Raw genomic sequence first — 18,965 nt, forward strand, 5'->3', positions numbered from 1 at the left:
AGAATTATATTCAACGATGTTCTTCCCAAATTAGGGCAGCTGCTCCACAAATGGCCGCTGTTTTTCCTTCCATCCCTGACTCTAAAATTTTTACTTTTCCGCGATAGACCTTAAGTAAGAATTGATTTAGATATCTTTCAAGGGGATCCAAAATCCACTTGCCACTATTTACAAGTCCTCCCATTAGAATAAAAGCTTCGGGCTGGGTGAAAGCGGTAAAATTTGCCAGGGCTTGCGCCATAATCTTTGCCGTATAGTCAAAGGCCTTAATTGCTATTTCATCTCCTTCTTCCGCAGCTTGGGTAATTTCTTCACCATGTAGATCATTGTAGGCAATTGAGCGAAAACGACTCTCATCTAAATATTGGCTCTGCATGTATAAAATTGTTCTCTTCAAGCCTGTTGCAGATACATAAGCCTCCAAGCCACCTGCTATTCCAAGTCCGGTTAATCGTCCATCTCCAATCGTCATATCTACATGCCCCAGTTCTCCGGCAAAACCGTCGTAACCGTCAATCAAATGACCATTGGCAACAATACCCGCTCCAAACCCGGTACCTAGGGTAATTGCAATAAAGTCCGTCATTTCCTTACCACGCCCAAATAATAATTCCCCTAAGGCCGCAGCGCTGGCATCGTTCATTATGCGCATTGGAACATTCCATTTTTCTTTAAACTTTTCTAAAAAAGGAACAGTACCTTTCCAAGCAAGATTAGCGGCGTTTTCTATCGTCCCTCTTTTACTAGAGGCGTTGGGGGCACCAATACCGCAACCAAGGATAGTTGGAGTAAAATCCAATTTTGACAACAATTCATCTACATTGGTTTTAATTTGATCCTGATATTCACCTAAATCAGGATATTCACGAGTTCTGAAAAAAGTCTGGTCCAAACAGTTTCCATGGCCGTCGACCAAACCAATTTTAGTCTTGGTACCTCCTATATCAATGCCGACTACTAAATCCATACGAAAAGTCTTATGTTTTATTAAAGATACACTTTTATGAACCCTTGAAAAAGGGATTTTTTTTGGGGTAATAGTTTCTTCAGAACCATAAAGAAATAGTCAAAAAAACACAACAGGACCCCATTACTTTACTGTTTTACGAAACTTTTTACGAAAACGTTTTCGGGAAACCTTTAAATAAAGTACAATTTATTATTATTTAACTGTATATCAATTACTTAAAAATTTATTAACTAATACTTTTACGTTAAAGTCATTCTTTGAATCTTCCTCCTATCCACTGTTAAAAATTGGTTTTTCACTGAATTACGAAAATACCTTTAAACAGCTTTTAACGTACGATTTAGCACACAACTGAACTTAAAAAATTAACTGTAAAAACTAATCTTATGATGTCACATTTTCTTAAAAGATGTGGGGTGATTCTAGCGTTTTTCATATCCGCTAATTCAGTCGCTCAAACGATTTCAGGTAAGGTTTCAGATGATACTGGACCCTTACCTGGTGCTAGTATTGTTGAAAAAGGCACTACGAATGGAACTCAAACCGATTTTGACGGAAATTTTGTATTGGACCTATCTAATTCCAATGCTACCCTAGTGGTTAGCTACATTGGTTATTCTTCTCAAGAAATTACACTTAACGGTAATACGCAATTCAATATAATTCTGGAGACTGATTCACAAAGCCTTGATGAAGTTGTGATCATTGGTTATGGTCAAACCCAAAACAAAAGAACCGTTTCACAGGCGGTCAATACAATTTCATCTAATCGGATTGCAGCCTTACCAGTGGCAAGGCCAGAATCCGCGCTACAAGGAACCGCACCAGGTATTGTCGTTGTTCAAAATTCAGGGGCCCCAGGCTCTCCTTTGACTATTCGATTAAGAGGAACCGCCACACCGGGAAATTCACAACCGCTATTTCTAGTTGACGGAATTCAGGTACCCAATATTGATTTTGTAAATCCATCGGATATTCAATCCATATCAACACTTAAAGATGCTGCTGCTTCAGCCATTTACGGAGCAAGAGCTGCCAATGGAGTTGTTTTGGTGGAAACTAAAAAAGGAAGAAGAAATACTGATAAAATAACGGTATCAATTGATGGTTATACAGGTTTTCAAGATCGCGTGAATACCCCCGATTTAATGAATACCTCGCAATATGTTGAGTATTACAACCAATACCAAACCCGAGTTGGGGGAAATACAATAGCAGCAGCTGACATTCCAAGGTTACCAAACACCAATTGGTATGATGTGCTGTACGATAACAGTTCACCAAAATCATTCTTAAATGCTTCCGTTCAAGGCGGTGGGGAAAAATCCAACTTTTTGGTATCCGGAAGTATTTTCGACCAACAAGGTCTTATTGGGGGTGATGCTGGCAAATCCGGATTTGAACGAAAAACACTAAACCTAAACTTCGGTACGGAAGTTGTCAAAAATGTCAATCTAAATATCGGGGCGAACTTAATCAGGAATACAAGACAAAGGTTGCCAGGAGAGAATGATGATACTGTGGGAGCCGGTAATCCATTCAACCAACTTGCATCACTGTTACCGCTTTTTCCGGTTCTTGATGATGCCGGTAATCCATTTGATGTCAGTGCTCAAAATGGACCAGCTGATGTGAATGGTATTGCAATACCAAAAATTAATGGCCCATTTAATCCCATAATCCCGATTGAATATTCAACAATAGAGGATATTTCAGATATTAAACTTTTCAATATTGGAGCCTCATGGAACATCATGAGCGACCTAACGTTTAATCTTGGGGCCAGTTATTTTGAAAACTTGACAAATACCAAGAGTTTTCAAGAGGCATTTGATTTTAGAGGAGATACAGTTCCTAATGGCGTTGCTTCTTTAGGAACTGGGACAAATCAGTTAGACGAAACCCAATCAAATAGTCGTTGGTCTCAAATTGATGCGACCCTTACCCATAAATTCGATGGTTTGCCAGATGCCCACAATTTAGAGATGATTGTTGGCACATCTTTTTACGAAAGAAAATTCGAAACTTTTTCTCGACAAGCGCAAGGGCTATTGGTCAACAATTTCGGTGACGCCAACTTCGCACAAGTTGGTGACCAAACTAACATCATCACGCCTTTTCCAGATTTCAGCACCAAAGAAAGGTTGATTGCTTATTTCGGAAGAGCATTATACAATTACAAAGAAAAATATCTTTTTTCTGCTTCACTCAGGGCAGATGCATCAAGCAAATTTGGTCCAGGTAATCGCACAGGATATTTTCCTTCGTTGTCTGCTGGTTGGGTTTTATCTGAAGAAGATTGGTTCGGAAATAACCTATTCGATTTATTCAAGATTAGGGGAAGTTGGGGTATTAGTGGTGTCGATAATATTGCTGATGACCAATATAGGGCCACTTTTTCTGCCAATTCCGGTAGTGTCATCAGCAACCAGTTCATTGTTGGCCTTAACCAAAATGTGCTTCCAAATCAAGACATTAAATGGGAAGAAACTACCCAGGCCAATATTGGTTTGGACGCAAACCTTTTGAACAACTCCCTGGGTATAACCCTTGATTATTATACCAACACCACAAATGACATTTTGCTAAATGTTGGAGGGTCGACAGCAATTGGTATTCCCCTAGCCGCCCAAAATGTGGGTGAGGTAAAAAACTCTGGTTTTGAAGCTTTGATTTCTTACCGCAAAAAGTACGGCAGCGGATTCGGCTGGAATGCAAATTTCAACATTGCATTCAATGACAATGAAGTAAAAGATTTGGGTGGGTTAAGTGCTTTAACTTCTGGAACTACCTTGGTCTTTGCAAGCCCTGTCTCAGCAACATCTGAAGGAGAGTCGATAGCTAGCTTTTTTGGATTTAAATCAAACGGAGTTGATTCAGATGGCGAGTTAATTTTTGAGGATCTCAACGGTGACGGAACCATTAATGCTGACGATCGCCAAATCATTGGTAATCCACTACCCGACTTTACATATGGATTTAATTTTGGGGCCAACTACAAAGGTTTCGATTTCAGTACGTTCTTCTATGGATCGCAAGGAAACGACATCTTTGACGCAACGGTTAGAAATGACTTTGCATTTTCTAATAGACCTGCTTCCTACTTAAACAATGGCATTATCAATGTTCTTGGCAATGTCAATGAAAGTGCCACACTTGGTGAGGTTTCCGATTTTTATGTGAAAGATGGTTCGTTTTTGAGACTTCGAACGATTACTCTTGGATATTCAATTCCAGACAAATTTATTTCCAATATAGGCTTGAGTCGAGCTAGATTCTATTTAACAGGTGAGAACCTTTTTGTTATTACGGATTACGATGGTGCTGACCCGGAAATAGGACAGCAAAATGCAGCCAATTCCTTGGATATTGGTATTGACCGAGGATTCTATCCTGCACCAAAGACCATTTTATTCGGATTCCAACTTCAATTCTAAAAAAGCAATGAAAACTATATATAGAAAAATCAACGTATTAGCACTCATCGCCATGCTCGCGATGCCATTGGTCTCATGCGACCAAGATGAATTATTGGATGTAGGCTCTGAAACCGTTTTACGAGAAGATGGGTTGACTTCAGAAGCAGCAGAAGCTTTTATTGCGGCTGCGTACGACCCATTGCAATGGCAAAACCTTGGTGTGAATGAAGGAAATGCCAAACATATCTACCCCGTTATGTGGCAAGGAATTCGGGCTGATGACATGGTTTCGCAATGGGCCACCTTCTGGCAACCTGGACTTCTATTGGATGATTTAAGTTTAATGCAGCCGAACAATACCAATGTAGCAGCATTATGGCAAAAATTATTCACTGGCGTATCAAGGTCAAATAATGTTATTCAAAGTCTTGAAGATTCTGATGCCGGTAATAAAGACCTGATTATTGCTGAAGCCAAATTCCTCCGTGCATTCTATTATTTTGAACTTGTAAGGCACTTCGGTGGTGTTCCATTGATAACTGAAAATCCCACTGATGTAAGTGAAGTTGAACTGACCGGTAGGACGAACAGTGGCGAAGTTTACAATCAAGTAAAAAATGATTTAAATGAGGCGATTCCGAACTTATTGGGAAGAAACGAAACTCCAGAAGGAAGGGCAACCGCCGGAGCTGCAAGAACTTTGTTGGCAAAGGTTCATCTGACTTTAGGTGAGTATGCAGAAGTTTTGACCCAAACCAATGCTATAATCAATAGTGGTGAATATTCTTTAGAGCCCAATTTCGCTGATAATTTTACGGTCACTAATGAATATGGAATCGAATCCATTTTCGAAATTGGCTACTTGTCAAATGTGAATAATGGGTATTTCGAATCAGTGGGCACTTCGGCGGAAGGCTCTTCTTCCTATCAAATGTTTGGCTATATATTTAATAATAACGGTTCTTTCGGTAATAGTGTGCCAAGACCTGAATTAATTGCACTTTACGACGATATTGATTCCAGAAAGGACGCCACTTTTATAACTCCTGAATCCATTCTTGAAAACGGACCTCAGACATGTGATTGTCTTGTTTTTAATCCGGATGGAACAGTAGTCTTTGGGGAAGAAGGCAATGAAAGTCAATGGATTGGAACCGATATCTATAATTTCTTTTGGTTAGTGAACGATAATTCATGGGTATCCCGAGCATCTATGCGCAAGTACAATATTGGCCAAATCTCAATAACACAATTGAGTCAGAATGATTTAAATGAAAAAGTATTTCGATATGCGGAAGTTCTCCTAATGCATGCCGAAGCCAGTCTTTTTGCTAGTGGGGCAACAGCAATGTCTGGCCAACAAGCCTTTGATATGGTTCGAAACCGTGCTTATGCTGGTACAGCGCCAGCTGAAACCTTAAGCCTTGCGACCTTAAAACTTGAGCGAAGAAAAGAATTGGCCACTGAAGGATGGAATCGATTCTCTGATTTGGTAAGATGGGGCGATGCGGCAACTACCCTTTCATTTAAAAATTTCACCAGTGGAAGGGATGAATTACTACCGATACCCCTTTCAGAAATTGAAGCAAACCCATTATTGGATCAAAATCCTGGGTATTAATTGAGAATTTGTTTGTTTAGTTAAATAAGATGACTTCATCTAAATTGTAGGGGATGCCAAATGGCATCCCCTCAATTAATGAGCATGTAGTTCTTTACAAGAAAAAGTATCGTAGGTAATTACTCTTTTTTTTTAATAATTACGAAAACCTTTTCGAAATATTTCGAAAGCACAATTTTTCGTTTAACGAACTAGTATACTGATGTTTATAAATAAAAATAGCTGCAATTTAAATATCAAAAAATCAATCAATTTTACTCATTCACGAAAAAAAACGAAAATCTCTAGCATCATTCTCTAAATTTGAGAGTATAGCGAATCACATCAATAATGTACTATCTAGGAATTGACATAGGGAGTTCTTCAATCAAAATAGCCTTGGTCGAAAGTACCACTGGCAAAAGTTTAGGTGTGGTTCAGGAGCCCGATGAAGAAATGTCAATGTTTGCCTTAAATAAGGGATGGGCTGAACAAGAACCAGAAGATTGGTGGCGCTGTATTTGTACCGGAATTGACAGAATAAAAAAACAATATGCGATTTCAAAAGAGGACATCATTGGTGTGGGTATCGCTTATCAAATGCATGGTTTGGTATTGGTTGATGATGAAGGTAAGCTTTTAAGAAAATCAATCATCTGGTGTGACAGCCGAGCAGTCGAAATAGGAAATGCTGCTTATGAAGCGATTGGTAAGGAGTTTTGTGACACCAACTTATTGAACTCACCTGCAAACTTCACAGCATCAAAATTAAAGTGGGTAAAAGAAAATGAACCTGAGTTGTTTTCTAAAGCAAGCAAATTTATGCTTCCAGGTGATTACGTGGCCTATAAATTTTCAAATCAAATCAACACCACACTTTCAGGATTGTCCGAAGGCATCTTTTGGAATTTTAAGGAAGATGATTTAGCCACTGAATTGCTTGATTATTACGGTATCTCAAAAAATCTTGTACCAGATATTACTGACACATTTGCAATTCAGTCAGTGGTTTCAAAACAAGGCGAACAAGAAAGTGGCTTAAAAGAAGGTACCCCTATCCTCTACAGGGCAGGAGACCAACCTAATAACGCCCTTTCTTTAAATGTCTTCAATCCTGGGGAAGTGGCAGCAACTGGAGGAACTTCGGGGGTGATGTATGCCATCACCGATAATCTCTCTGCAAAAGAATGTGCCCGGGTGAACAATTTTGCCCACGTAAATTACCAAAAGGGCGGTTCAAAAAATATTGGAAAGCTGTTATGTATCAATGGAGCGGGCATTCAATACCGATGGCTCATGAATAACCTCGCAGTTTCAAATTATGATGAAATGAACCAAGAGGCATCGCAAATTGAAATCGGTTCAGATGGCGTTTGTTTAATTCCTTTTGGTAACGGTGCTGAACGAATGCTTTTAAACAAAGATGTAGGTACGCGCATTGCGAATTTAGATTTGAATCGTCATCATAAGGGACATTTGTGTCGTGCCGCGTTAGAAGGAATTGCGTTTTCATTTGTTTATGGATTCGAAATCATGCAAAAAGACGGAATCTCCCCCACTGTAATTCGAGCCGGAAACGACAATCTTTTTAGATCTGAAATTTTTGCAAATACCGTTGCAACTTTAATACAACAAGAAATAGAAATTTATAATACAACTGGTGCGATAGGCGCAGCCAGAGCGTGTATTTTGAAGGATAAGGATTATGAGAAATTCTCATCATTTATGAGTAATAATCATGTGATGACCTTTATGCCCTTAAAAGACAAAACCGCTTATGAAGAAGCATATCAAAACTGGAAAACGGAACTACAACTAATCTTAAATTCTTAAAATAATGGCATTAATCGGTGACAAGGAATATTTTAAAGGTATTGGTGAGATAAAATTTGAAGGAAAGGATTCTGATAATCCATTGGCTTTTAAATTTTATAATCCTGAACAAGTTATTGCCGGCAAAACCATGCGCGAGCATTTTAAGTTCGCCATGGCCTACTGGCACACACTATGTGGAACCGGCGGTGATCCTTTTGGCCCTGGCACAAAAGAGTTCCCTTGGGCAACGAATAATGACCCAATTGCAGCCGCAAGGGAAAAAGCTGACGCAGCTTTTGAATTTTCTACCAAGATGGGATTTGACTATTACTGTTTTCATGATGTTGATATCGTAGATGAACCAGGAACTTCGTTGGTAGAATTTGAAAACAGAGTGCAACAGACCACATCTTATTTAAAGGAGAAAATGAATGCCTCAGGAGTTAAATTACTTTGGGGAACGGCCAACCTCTTTTCAAATGCAAGATATATGAATGGTGCCGGATCTAATCCAAATTTTGATGTCGTTGCAAGGGCTGGTGCACAAATCAAAATTGCCTTAGACGCCACAATGGAACTTAATGGAGAGAATTATGTTTTCTGGGGTGGTCGTGAAGGATATATGTCGCTTTTGAACACCAATATGAAATTGGAGCAGGATAACATTGGCCGATTAATGAGAATGGCCAGGGATTATGCTAGAAAACAAGGATTTAAGGGAACCTTCTTTATCGAACCAAAACCTATGGAACCCTCAAAGCATCAGTATGATTTTGATGCGGCAACCTCTATTAACTTTATTAGGGAACAAGGTCTAGAGAAAGATTTCAAACTCAATATTGAAGTTAACCATGCTACATTGGCGCAACACACCTTTCAACACGAATTACAGGTATCTGCTGATGCGGGTATGCTGGGAAGTATAGATGCAAACCGAGGAGATTACCAAAACGGATGGGATACAGACCAATTTCCGAATAATGTCTTGGAAACTGCCGAGGCAATGTTGGTCTTTTTGAAGGCAGGAGGACTGCAAGGCGGTGGAGTGAACTTTGATGCAAAAACCCGTAGAAATTCGACCGATTTAGAAGACCTTTTCTATGCCCATATTGGAGGTGCTGACACTTTCGCTAGAGGATTGTTGGTTGCAGATTCGGTTTTGAACAATTCCAACTACGAAAATCTTTTGGATGAACGTTATGCTTCATTTACTTCTGGTAAAGGTCTAGATTATGTAAGAGGTTCACTGTCATTGACCGATTTGTTTGAATACGCCAAAGTTGGCGGCGAGCCACCACAAATAAGTGGTAAGCAAGAATTGTACGAGAACATTTTAAATCAGCACATATAATCCGGTGGAATCGATATTGGAATCAGCGGATTGGTGGGTCTTAGGGGCTTATTTAGCAGCATTAATTGGCGTTGCAGTTTGGGTCGTTCTCCAAAAGAATAAAGACACCGCAGACTACTTTCTTGCCGGTAGAAATGTGGGATGGTTTGTTATTGGTGCATCCATTTTTGCATCCAATATAGGTTCGGAACACGTAGTAGGGCTTGCAGGCACAGGGGCTGAATCGGGAATGCCGATGGCGCACTATGAACTGCACGCCTGGATTGTGCTATTGTTGGGTTGGCTCTTTCTCCCATTTTACTTTAGAAGTAAGGCCTTTACGATGCCCGAATTCCTAGAAAAGCGATTTGATGCAAGATCACGTTGGTTTTTATCGGTATTTACCTTAACGGCCTATGTAATTACAAAGGTTTCTGTGACCATCTATGCTGGAGGAATCGTTGTTTCAGAATTATTGGGCATTCCCTTTTGGTACGGGGCAATAGGCATCGTAATTTTTACAGGTATATATACGGTTGTCGGGGGAATGAAAGCGGTAATCTATACGGAAACCCTGCAGACGGTAATTTTAATTGCAGGCTCTATAGTTATCACTTATTTGGGATTACAGGAGGTTGGCGGTTGGTCAGCCCTTCGAGAAGCCGCGGGGAGTGAACATTTTAATATGTGGCGTCCAATTTCTGACCCTGATTTTCCATGGACGGGTATGTTAATTGGCGGAACGATAGTCGGTGTTTGGTATTGGTGTACCGACCAATATATTGTACAGCGGACACTGGCGGCTAACAATATTAAAATTGGCCGGCGAGGTGCCATTTTTGGTGCCTACTTAAAGTTGCTTCCAATCTTTATTTTTCTGATACCAGGTATTATTGCTTTTGCACTTTCACAACAAGGGGTGTTGACCTATGAAAAGAGCGATGAAGTATTTCCAGTTTTGGTAAAAACTTTATTACCTGTAGGCTTAAAAGGTCTTGTTGCTGGTGGCTTGATGGCGGCATTGATGAGCTCTTTGGCTTCGGTATTCAATTCGTGCTCAACCATTTTTACAATTGATATTTATAAAAAATTAAGACCTAAAACACCGGAAAAAAGATTGGTGAATATTGGCAAACTGGCTACTTCAATTGTGGTGATTTTAGGTATCATATGGATTCCTATCATGAACAAGATTGGTGGTGGTGTGTTGTACCAATACCTTCAAAGTGTACAGTCTTATATCGCCCCGCCCATCACCGCCGTATTCCTGTTGGGAATTCTATGGAAGCGAGTTAATTCAAAGGCAGCGATAGTCACACTCTTTTCTGGTCTTGTGGTGGCGGCACTTCGAATATTAGCCGAAATCTACCAAACCGATTTGTCTGGTATCCTTTTAACTTTTGCCACCATAAACTTTGCCCACATGGCCATTTTTATGTTCCTATTTTCAGTATTTATTTGTATTTCTGTGAGTTTGGCGACGAACCCACCAGATTATATTGCCATTAAAGGGCTCGCCGTTGGAACACTTAGCCCTGAAGAAAAAGCAATGAATAAACACAGTATTTCTACCATAGATATAGTGCTGTCTGTTGTTTTAATAGTTGTAGTAATCTCAGTATTAACCTATTTTACGGGGTAAACAAATAACTGATCATGGAAAATACAACTAGAAGAACTTGGTTTATTGCTTTCGTCGTCTCATTGGGCGGTTTCTTATTTGGCTTTGATGCTGGTATCATTTCAGGGGTCATGGCCTACGCAGGACCAGAATTTGACCTCAATGATATTCAAACAGGATGGGTCGTAAGTTCACCATCTTTCTCAGCAATGTTAGCGATGCTGATATCAGGTCGTCTCAGTGATTTTTATGGTAGAAAGAAGATTTTAATTGTTGTAGCTTTTCTTTATGCCCTTTCAGCCTTGCTTTCAGCCTATGCAGTAGGATATAATATGCTATGGATCGCCCGTATGCTCGGAGGTGTTGCTTTTGGGGCAGCATTGATTCTTGCACCAACCTACATCGCCGAAATCTCCAGTGCAGAGAATCGCGGTAAGTTGGTCTCCATGCAACAATTAAATATAGTTCTAGGTTTCTTTGCAGCCTTTTTATGTAATTATTATCTGAATGAACTCAATACTTCAGGAGATAGTTTTTTAACCGATGAAACTGTTTGGCGTTGGATGCTGGGCTTGGAAATGATACCAGCAGTCCTCTATTTCATTTTGATGTTTTTTGTACCGAGAAGTCCGAGATGGCTATTCTTAAAACAAAAAGTAAATGAGGCCATCGAAATCTTAAAAAGCCTCCATAGCAAAACAAGGGCTGAAGAAGAAGCAAAGTCTATTCAAGAAAGTATTCAGAAACAAAGTAATAAGGAAAAAGTAAACCTTAAGGAACTGGTTAAACCCGCTTTACGTTTCATCTTCTTAGTTGGTTTGACCATCGGTATTCTACAACAGATAACAGGGATAAACGCCATCTATTTTTATGCTACTTCCATATTTAAACAAACTGGTATTGGCACGAATGCTGCCTTCGCCTCTGGGGTTTTATTAAGTATGACAACAGTAGTATTTACGATAGTAGCTATGCTATTAATTGATAGAATGGGGCGCAGACCATTGTTGTTAATTGGTATCGGAGGAATCGCCTTGAGCATGCTTATTTGTGGTTATGGATTTAAACAAGCAACCTATGAGCTTTCCACTGAAAAAATGTCCGCTTTGGATGCATCATTGGTTGAAAATTTATCTGGTTTTGAGGGAAAGGTCTATGACAATGATGTTGCCTTTAAAAATGATATGAAACAAGCTTTGGGAAGCCAAGTATATGCCAAAAATGAAGGTGCAATATTAGAGGCAGCGGCAAATATGAACAGTACATTGATTCTTATAGGAATCTTAGTGTTTATAGCATGCTTTGGTTTTTCGTTAGGCCCTGTGATGTGGGTAATGCTTTCTGAGATGTATCCGAATAAATATCGGGGATTGGCCATTGGGGTGATTGGTTTCGTAAACTCTTTTGCCAGTTGGTTGGTACAACAGGTATTTCCTTGGGAACTTTCAAATCTCGGGAATGCTACCACCTTCTTCATTTTTGGATTTATAGCATTGGCAGGCTTCTTTTTATTCTTGAAAATTTTACCAGAAACCAAAGGGAAATCCTTGGAGGAACTGGAAAGCGAATTAATTACATAAATGACAATTGAAAACCCAATTTTAAAAGGCTTTAACCCTGACCCATCGATTATTCGAGTAGAAGATGATTATTACATTGCTACCTCAACATTTGAATGGTTCCCGGGAGTTCAGATTCATCACTCTAAAGACCTTGTAAATTGGGAATTAATTGCCCGACCACTCACTAGAATTTCTCAACTGGATATGAAAGGAGTTCCAGATTCGTGTGGGGTTTGGGCGCCATGCCTTTCATACGACAACGGAACTTTTTATCTGGTGTATTCCAACGTGAAATCATTTGATGGGGTTTGGAAAGACACCCCAAATTACTTGGTTACCACCAATGATATTCGAGGAGATTGGAGTGAACCAATTTACATGAATTCCCGTGGTTTTGATGGTTCTCTATTTCACCAATCAAACGGGAAAAAATGGTTTTTGAATATGTTGGTTGACCATCGTGGTGGTAAATTCTTTGGCGGAATTGAAATGCAGGAATACGACCCAATTCAAAAAAAAGTAGTCGGTGATGTTCATTACCTCAGCAAGGGCTCTGAATTGGGAAAAACCGAAGGCCCGCACCTGTATGAAAAAAAGGGATACTTCTATTTAATTATGGCTGAAGGTGGTACAGATTATGGCCATGCCATGAGTATAGCGAGAAGTAAAGTAATCACAGGACCCTATGAGTTCCATCCTGAACATCCTTTTGTTTCAGCTAGTGAGAAACCCGAAAATTATTTGCAGAAAACCGGTCATGGGGATTTGGTTGAAACCAGAAATGGGGATTGGCTAGCAGTTTTCCTTAGCGGGAGACCCCTTGAAACAAATGGTCGATGTACCCTAGGAAGGGAAACAGCGATGGAAGAAGTGGTATGGAAAGATGATTGGCCCTGGCTTAAAGAAGGGCGAGTTGCGAGGCAATTTATTGAAGTCCCTGACTTAGAGGAAGTACAAAAACCAAAGACAAAAGATAGAATTGAATTTAGTCCAGACTCATTGCCCATCGAATTTCAATCATTAAGAATTCCTATTACGGAAGATTGGTGTTCCCTTAATGCCCGAGAAGGATTTTTACGATTGTACGGTCGGGAATCGCTTACTTCTTTACATAGTCAAAGTCTTTTGGCCCGAAGGGTTCAGAACTTTCATATGGAGGCAAGTACCGAAATTGAATTCAAACCCGAAAATTTCCAGCAAATGGCAGGTTTGGTGTTCTATTACAACACCGGACACTATCACTATGCCCATATCTCTGGAAATTATGATGGTAGTAAAAAATGGTTATCAGTCGTAACCGCCAACAACTCCGAAATGTCATTTCAAGATGAATTGGTTGATGTCACCCAATCAAATTCCATTGTTATTAAAGGTGAAATGAATCGGGATGAACTCCATTTTTTCTACTCCCTAGATGGGGAAGAATTTATCCCATTGGGGAATAAACTTGACGCCAGTATTTTATCAGATGATTATGTAAGAGATGGCGGACAACAGTATCGCGCTGCCTTTACGGGTTGTTTTGTAGGGATTTGTTGCCAAGATTTGGCAACTAGCAACAAACATGCTGACTTTAAATGGTTTGAGTATAAAAGTATAATCTAATCAACAAAAAATGAACAGAATTTTATTGGTAATCCTAGGGATTACTTTAGCCAGTTGCATGCAAAAATTTGAGCCTAAAGAAACTCAAAAAAGGCCATTGGCAAAATTTGAACCTAGAGAAGGAGTACTACTTTTTGTCGGCCAGGAATTGGAAGCTGTGGGTGCTGTAGAAGGTTACACCGATGGTTATCTAGACCATTTTCCTAGACCAGCGGGCTGGACCAGCTATTCCAATATAAATCCAGGGGAGAATTCCTTTGGTAGAATTCAGCAAGGTTTGGATGGCCTTTGGGAAACGCACGATTGGGGCGATAACGATTACAATGCCATGCTACAACACAATGACAAAGACTACGAGAATATGGCTCTTGCTATTGGGCTACAATTCGTGAACCATGAAGAAAAAGTAGCTGATGGAACCCATGATCAATTTATTGACAGTTTAGGAGTGTTTTTAAAATCATTGGGCAAGCGACCGGTATTTCTTCGAATTGCGTACGAGTTTGATGGCGACCCTTGGAATCATTATGACCGTGAACCGACAATTGCCGCTTACAGAAGAATTGTAGATAAGTTGCGTGCCCAAGGTGTGGAAAACACGGCTTATGTATGGCAATCAGTAGGTTTTATTTCAGGACAAGAACAATTAGAAGGCTGGTATCCCGGTGATGACTATGTCGACTGGTGTGCAACCTCCTTTTTTAATCGATGGAAGGAAATAGAAATGTTCGAATTCGCCAGAAAAAAAGGGAAACCAGTTTTTATTGCTGAAGCAACCCCAACAATTTCAGACTATTTCGGTAAACTTTATGGTGAGACCAAAGAAACCCAATTAAGCAATCCAGAACAAGCTGAAGAAGCCTGGGAAAAATGGTTTTTACCCTATTTCAAGGCTATAGAGGAAAACGCTGACGTAATTAAGGCAGTACACTACATCAACTGCCATTGGGATTCACACCCCATGTGGTTCGAAAACCCAACCTTTAAAGGTATTGATGCCCGGCTTCAATTGAGTGATTCAATAAGTAAAAAATGGATGGAACGAACGTCAAAGCCGCCCTTCATTCTATCTTCAGATGATTTATACAATAAGTTGTACAACAACCAATAAAAACGAAAAATGGACTATAAAAAAATCTCGCAAACTTTTTGGGACCAAGGCTATATCATCTTTGAAAAATTCTTTTCAGATGAGTTGATGGATGAGTACAATAATAAAATATTAAAACACTACGGTTTAAACCAAAATTGGGAACATACCAATGAGTTCATTTCAAAATCAGCCGTAGAAGTAATTCCATGGTTTCCTTATCGTGAAAGCGATGGTGGTTTTGACGGTATTGATAGACATCCTGAATTCAACGAAATAACAGACGCCATCTTAAAAGAAGGCTGGGAAAATCTCTACTGCATGATGATGTTCTCAAAAGCAGGAAGTAAAGGGCAAGCTTGGCATCAAGATTGTCCGCCAGATGACCCAAAAAAATATAACCTAAATCGACTGGTATATACCCACGACATTACAGATGAAACTGGCGGTGAAATCGTTATCATGCCCGAAGCGCATAAAGCAGGTATTTTACCAGTGGGCAACCCGCACGATGAGATTGAGGGTCAACTTGTTTTTCAACCAAAAAAAGGAACTGTTGTGTTTCTTCATGGTCACTGTTTCCATCGGGTCAAACCAGTCAAATCAGATAGGGTTTCTAGCAATTTTAGAGCGGTTCCGAAAGGGACGCCAGAAGATATCACAGACATCTGTGTTTACCGAAATATGAAGTATAAGTTTTCGACTTCAGAGGTCATAGAAGAACGAGTCTAAAAATTGATTGCAGCAGAACACATATCAGAATTTGGGGAATTCAATGGTGAAAAAGTCCATTGCATATCCTTAAAAAATAAAGTTGACACCGTACTTCGGGTTCTTACATGGGGTGCGACATGGCATGCACTAGAGTTGAATGATAAAAATGGAACGCGAAGAGATGTAATTGTGGGTCCAAAAAACTTTAAAGGTTATCAGCAACAGACTAAGAAACAAGCTTACTTTTTTGGAAATACCATTGGCCGTTACGCTGGTAGAATTGCAGAAAGAAAAGAAATCAGAAACGGGAACCTAGCAAGCCTTGAATTCGAAAATGGGGTGCATTTGCACGGAGGTTTAAATGGTTTACATAATAAAATCTGGGAAATTGTTGAATTAAATAGTGGAGAAGAACCTTCTGTTATTTTAGGATTTGAAAGTGCAAACCTGGAAGAGGGTTATCCCGGAAATCTTTCTATAAAAGTAAACTTCAGTCTAAGTGCTCAGAATAGGGTAAGTATAAGCTATACGGCCACTTCAGATTCAGATACCGTTCTTAATTTAACCAATCATGCCTATTTCAATTTAGGTGACAATTCAGTTGAACATCATGCATGTCAAATCACCGCAAAGAAGATTCTTGAAACGGATGAAAAACTAATTCCCACCGGAAATTTTATACTAACTGCGGGTACCGCGTATGACTTCTACAAATCAAAAGAGCTATCCCAAATCAAACAATTGGGTGGATTGGATACTTGTTTTGTTTTGGACCAGGTGTCATCTCAACTCAAGTTATTTTCGAAGGCATCAGGCATTAAACTTGAAATAGAAACCAATCAACCAGCAGCGGTAATTTTTGCCCCAAAACATATTGCTTTTGCAAGTGAACCAAAAAATCACCTTTGGTCCGAAATTGAATACCCAGCCATATGCTTTGAAACGCAGAACTTTCCAGATGCTCCTAATCACCCAAATTTTCCCTCAAGTATTTTAAAAAAGGGGGAGACCTATCGCCATGAAACAAGTTTCAATTTTAATTTAATTCAAAAATGAAAACCAAGAAAATAAGATGGGGGCTTGTTGGTCTGGGTAATATTGCCAGACTTTTTGCTGAAGATTTAGCCTTGGTAAATGATGCTGAATTGGTGGCAGTTGCTTCTTCAAATAGTAATCGTGCGAAAGACTTTGCGAAGACTTACGGAGCAAAAAAGTCTTATGGTTCTTATAAAGAATTATTCAATGATGCAGAGGTTGATATCGTATATGTAGCAACCTACCACCATACGCATGCCGAAGTAAGCATTTCAGCAATGAATTCTGGCAAACATGTCTTATGCGAGAAACCAATTTCTACAAGTAGAACACAAGCCGCAGCGATGATAGAAGCTTCCCAAAAGAATGAAGTTTTCTTTATGGAAGCTTTTTGGAGCCGTTTTAACCCGGCCATTAGAAAAGTGAAGCATTTGGTTGAAAATGGCGAAATAGGGAAGCTAAGATATCTTAATGCAGAATTCAGTTTTTACGTATTGGATAGTGATCCAAATGGTAGGATGCTAAATCCTGATTTGGCTGGAGGCTCTCTTTTGGATATGGGAGTCTATCCTATTTTTCTAAGTTATTTGCTATTTGGGAAACCTAAAGAAATATTGGCAAGATCCAATTTTCATGAAACAGGAGCAGAGATTCAAACTTCTATACTATTTCAATATGATGAGGCCCAAGCAGTACTTTACTCCGGTTTTGCGAACAACATTGATATGAAGGCAAAAATAGCTGGTGAAAAAGGAGAAATTTTTATTGAACCTATCTGGCATGAGACCCAAGGATTTACCTTAAGAAAAGAAGGTTGGGAAAAATATCATTATGAACCAACCCTGGGCAAAGGGTTTACCTATGAGATTAAAGAATGTCATTATTGCATTCATGCAAAAAAGCTGGAAAGTGATTACTGGAGTCACGAAAATAGCTTTGATTTAATCTCTATAGTTGATGATGTACGAGAACAAGCAGGAATAACTTTTCCATTTGAGCAAATATGAAAAAGATAACCTTAAAAGATATCGCATCTGAATTTGGAGTATCAATTTCAACGGTTTCAAAAGCTATCAATGATAGTCATGAAATAAGTGAAAAACTTAAAGACAAAATACGAGCGTTTGCAAAAGACAATCACTATCGTCCCAATAAAATAGCGCTTAACCTTCTTAATAGAAATACCAAAACCATAGGTGTGGTAATACCCAATATCTTGAATTATTTTTTTGTTCAGGTCCTGTACGGAATAGAAAAAATAACCGATGAGAAAGGCTATAGTATTATCACTTGTATTACTAATCAGTCTTTGGAGAAGGAAACAAAAACACTTGAGCTATTGAGCAATGGTTCCGTCGATGGTGTTATAATTTCATCCGCGGCCCAAGAAGATGAAATACCGCATCATGCCAAACATCTAAGAGACTTATCCGAAAATCAAATTCCCTTGGTGATGTTTGATAGGGTATCTGATTTGATTAACTGTGACAAGGTGGTGGTAGATGATTTTGAAGCAGGGTATAAAGCAACTAAGTATCTCATTGAAACTGGATGTAAAACCATAGCTATTGTTAATCCAATAGCTGATTCCATAATAGGTCGATTCAGGATAGAAGGTTATAAAAAGGCTTTACTCGAGAATAATTTTTCGTTCGATGAAAAACTTGTTGAGGCATTAAATCCCAATGAAGATTTGGAACTAACCTTATCCCTTCTTTTGAATTATAAAAAAATAGATGCCATAATTGCACTTGATGAAATCACAGCTGTAAAAGTCCAGAATATCGTCAAATCGAAGGGTTACAATGTACCAAATGACATCTCTTTAATCGGATTTACCAACGGAGAACTTTCAAAATATGTCACACCAGCCATTACAATGGTCAGTCAACACGGTAAATACATTGGAGAACTTTCAGCAAATCTTCTTATTGACCGTATTGAAAACACTAAAGACTTTTTATCTTTTACTACAAAACTGGTAAAAACCAGTTTGATAGAAAGGGAATCTACTTTAACAATTTCAAATTAAAATTGAGCCTAATAAATAAATTGGAAGAATAGCGTAAACTTAAAAGAACATCGATGAATTTTTGGAATTTATAGTAACCATCGATACCCGTAATCTTCCTTTAGAAAAATCAAAAAGAGCAGTATCTTGCCATTAGACCACTACCTAAACGTAAGTTGAAGATGTAAGTAGT

13 protein-coding genes are annotated in these 18,965 nt (G+C 39.1%); 12 read left to right on the forward strand and 1 reads right to left on the reverse strand.

The window, feature by feature from the left end; all coding sequences use genetic code 11:
• Window positions 1–10: 10 nt before the first annotated feature.
• Window positions 11–967 carry an ROK family protein gene (locus tag HCU67_RS02230; protein WP_168550979.1) on the reverse strand — a complete coding sequence of 319 codons (957 nt, stop codon included), beginning with the start codon at window positions 965–967 and terminating at the stop codon, window positions 11–13.
• 389 nt (window positions 968–1,356) lie between these two features.
• Here HCU67_RS02230 and HCU67_RS02235 point away from each other — a divergent pair, with 389 nt between their 5' ends.
• From HCU67_RS02235 to HCU67_RS02290, 12 genes are all read left to right on the forward strand, one after another.
• Entirely contained in the window at window positions 1,357–4,407 is a 3,051-nt protein-coding gene (locus tag HCU67_RS02235) for a SusC/RagA family TonB-linked outer membrane protein (protein ID WP_168550980.1), read from the forward strand.
• A 7-nt stretch (window positions 4,408–4,414) separates the two neighbouring features.
• Window positions 4,415–6,010, forward strand: a complete 1,596-nt coding sequence (locus HCU67_RS02240) for a RagB/SusD family nutrient uptake outer membrane protein (RefSeq protein WP_168550981.1) — start codon at window positions 4,415–4,417, stop codon at window positions 6,008–6,010.
• A 330-nt stretch (window positions 6,011–6,340) separates the two neighbouring features.
• Window positions 6,341–7,822, forward strand: a complete 1,482-nt coding sequence (locus tag HCU67_RS02245) for a xylulokinase (protein ID WP_168550982.1) — start codon at window positions 6,341–6,343, stop codon at window positions 7,820–7,822.
• Between the two features lie 4 nt (window positions 7,823–7,826).
• Window positions 7,827–9,155 carry a xylose isomerase gene (gene xylA / locus HCU67_RS02250; RefSeq protein ID WP_168550983.1) on the forward strand — a complete coding sequence of 443 codons (1,329 nt, stop codon included), beginning with the start codon at window positions 7,827–7,829 and terminating at the stop codon, window positions 9,153–9,155.
• A gap of 4 nt (window positions 9,156–9,159) precedes the next feature.
• Window positions 9,160–10,776 carry a sodium:solute symporter family transporter gene (locus HCU67_RS02255; RefSeq protein ID WP_168550984.1) on the forward strand — a complete coding sequence of 539 codons (1,617 nt, stop codon included), beginning with the start codon at window positions 9,160–9,162 and terminating at the stop codon, window positions 10,774–10,776.
• A 14-nt stretch (window positions 10,777–10,790) separates the two neighbouring features.
• Window positions 10,791–12,335 (forward strand): sugar porter family MFS transporter, encoded by a 1,545-nt coding sequence (locus HCU67_RS02260; protein ID WP_168550985.1) that lies wholly within the window; start codon window positions 10,791–10,793, stop codon window positions 12,333–12,335.
• Entirely contained in the window at window positions 12,336–13,922 is a 1,587-nt protein-coding gene (locus HCU67_RS02265) for a glycoside hydrolase family 43 protein (RefSeq protein ID WP_168550986.1), read from the forward strand.
• A 10-nt stretch (window positions 13,923–13,932) separates the two neighbouring features.
• Window positions 13,933–15,033 (forward strand): glycoside hydrolase family 26 protein, encoded by a 1,101-nt coding sequence (locus HCU67_RS02270; protein ID WP_210423601.1) that lies wholly within the window; start codon window positions 13,933–13,935, stop codon window positions 15,031–15,033.
• 9 nt (window positions 15,034–15,042) lie between these two features.
• Window positions 15,043–15,744, forward strand: coding sequence for a phytanoyl-CoA dioxygenase family protein (locus tag HCU67_RS02275; protein ID WP_168550987.1), 702 nt, complete (start codon window positions 15,043–15,045; stop codon window positions 15,742–15,744).
• A 3-nt stretch (window positions 15,745–15,747) separates the two neighbouring features.
• Window positions 15,748–16,782, forward strand: coding sequence for an aldose epimerase family protein (locus HCU67_RS02280; protein WP_168550988.1), 1,035 nt, complete (start codon window positions 15,748–15,750; stop codon window positions 16,780–16,782).
• Complete coding sequence (locus HCU67_RS02285) at window positions 16,779–17,768, forward strand: Gfo/Idh/MocA family protein (protein ID WP_168550989.1); 990 nt, start codon at window positions 16,779–16,781, stop codon at window positions 17,766–17,768. The genes HCU67_RS02280 and HCU67_RS02285 overlap by 4 nt, the downstream gene beginning before the upstream one ends.
• Window positions 17,765–18,793, forward strand: coding sequence for a LacI family DNA-binding transcriptional regulator (locus HCU67_RS02290; protein ID WP_168550990.1), 1,029 nt, complete (start codon window positions 17,765–17,767; stop codon window positions 18,791–18,793). The genes HCU67_RS02285 and HCU67_RS02290 overlap by 4 nt, the downstream gene beginning before the upstream one ends.
• The last annotated feature ends 172 nt before the right edge of the window (window positions 18,794–18,965 follow it).

Origin of the sequence: Croceivirga thetidis (assembly GCF_012272815.1) — a bacterium.
GTDB classification, from domain to species: Bacteria; Bacteroidota; Bacteroidia; order Flavobacteriales; family Flavobacteriaceae; genus Croceivirga; species Croceivirga thetidis.

Coding starts and splice junctions, on each gene's coding strand:
- HCU67_RS02230 (WP_168550979.1), bottom strand. CDS start 967: ATGGATTTAGTAGTCGGCATTGATATAGGAGGTACCAAGACTAAAATT.
- HCU67_RS02235 (WP_168550980.1), top strand. CDS start 1,357: ATGATGTCACATTTTCTTAAAAGATGTGGGGTGATTCTAGCGTTTTTC.
- HCU67_RS02240 (WP_168550981.1), top strand. CDS start 4,415: ATGAAAACTATATATAGAAAAATCAACGTATTAGCACTCATCGCCATG.
- HCU67_RS02245 (WP_168550982.1), top strand. CDS start 6,341: ATGTACTATCTAGGAATTGACATAGGGAGTTCTTCAATCAAAATAGCC.
- xylA (WP_168550983.1), top strand. CDS start 7,827: ATGGCATTAATCGGTGACAAGGAATATTTTAAAGGTATTGGTGAGATA.
- HCU67_RS02260 (WP_168550985.1), top strand. CDS start 10,791: ATGGAAAATACAACTAGAAGAACTTGGTTTATTGCTTTCGTCGTCTCA.
- HCU67_RS02265 (WP_168550986.1), top strand. CDS start 12,336: ATGACAATTGAAAACCCAATTTTAAAAGGCTTTAACCCTGACCCATCG.
- HCU67_RS02270 (WP_210423601.1), top strand. CDS start 13,933: ATGAACAGAATTTTATTGGTAATCCTAGGGATTACTTTAGCCAGTTGC.
- HCU67_RS02275 (WP_168550987.1), top strand. CDS start 15,043: ATGGACTATAAAAAAATCTCGCAAACTTTTTGGGACCAAGGCTATATC.
- HCU67_RS02285 (WP_168550989.1), top strand. CDS start 16,779: ATGAAAACCAAGAAAATAAGATGGGGGCTTGTTGGTCTGGGTAATATT.
- HCU67_RS02290 (WP_168550990.1), top strand. CDS start 17,765: ATGAAAAAGATAACCTTAAAAGATATCGCATCTGAATTTGGAGTATCA.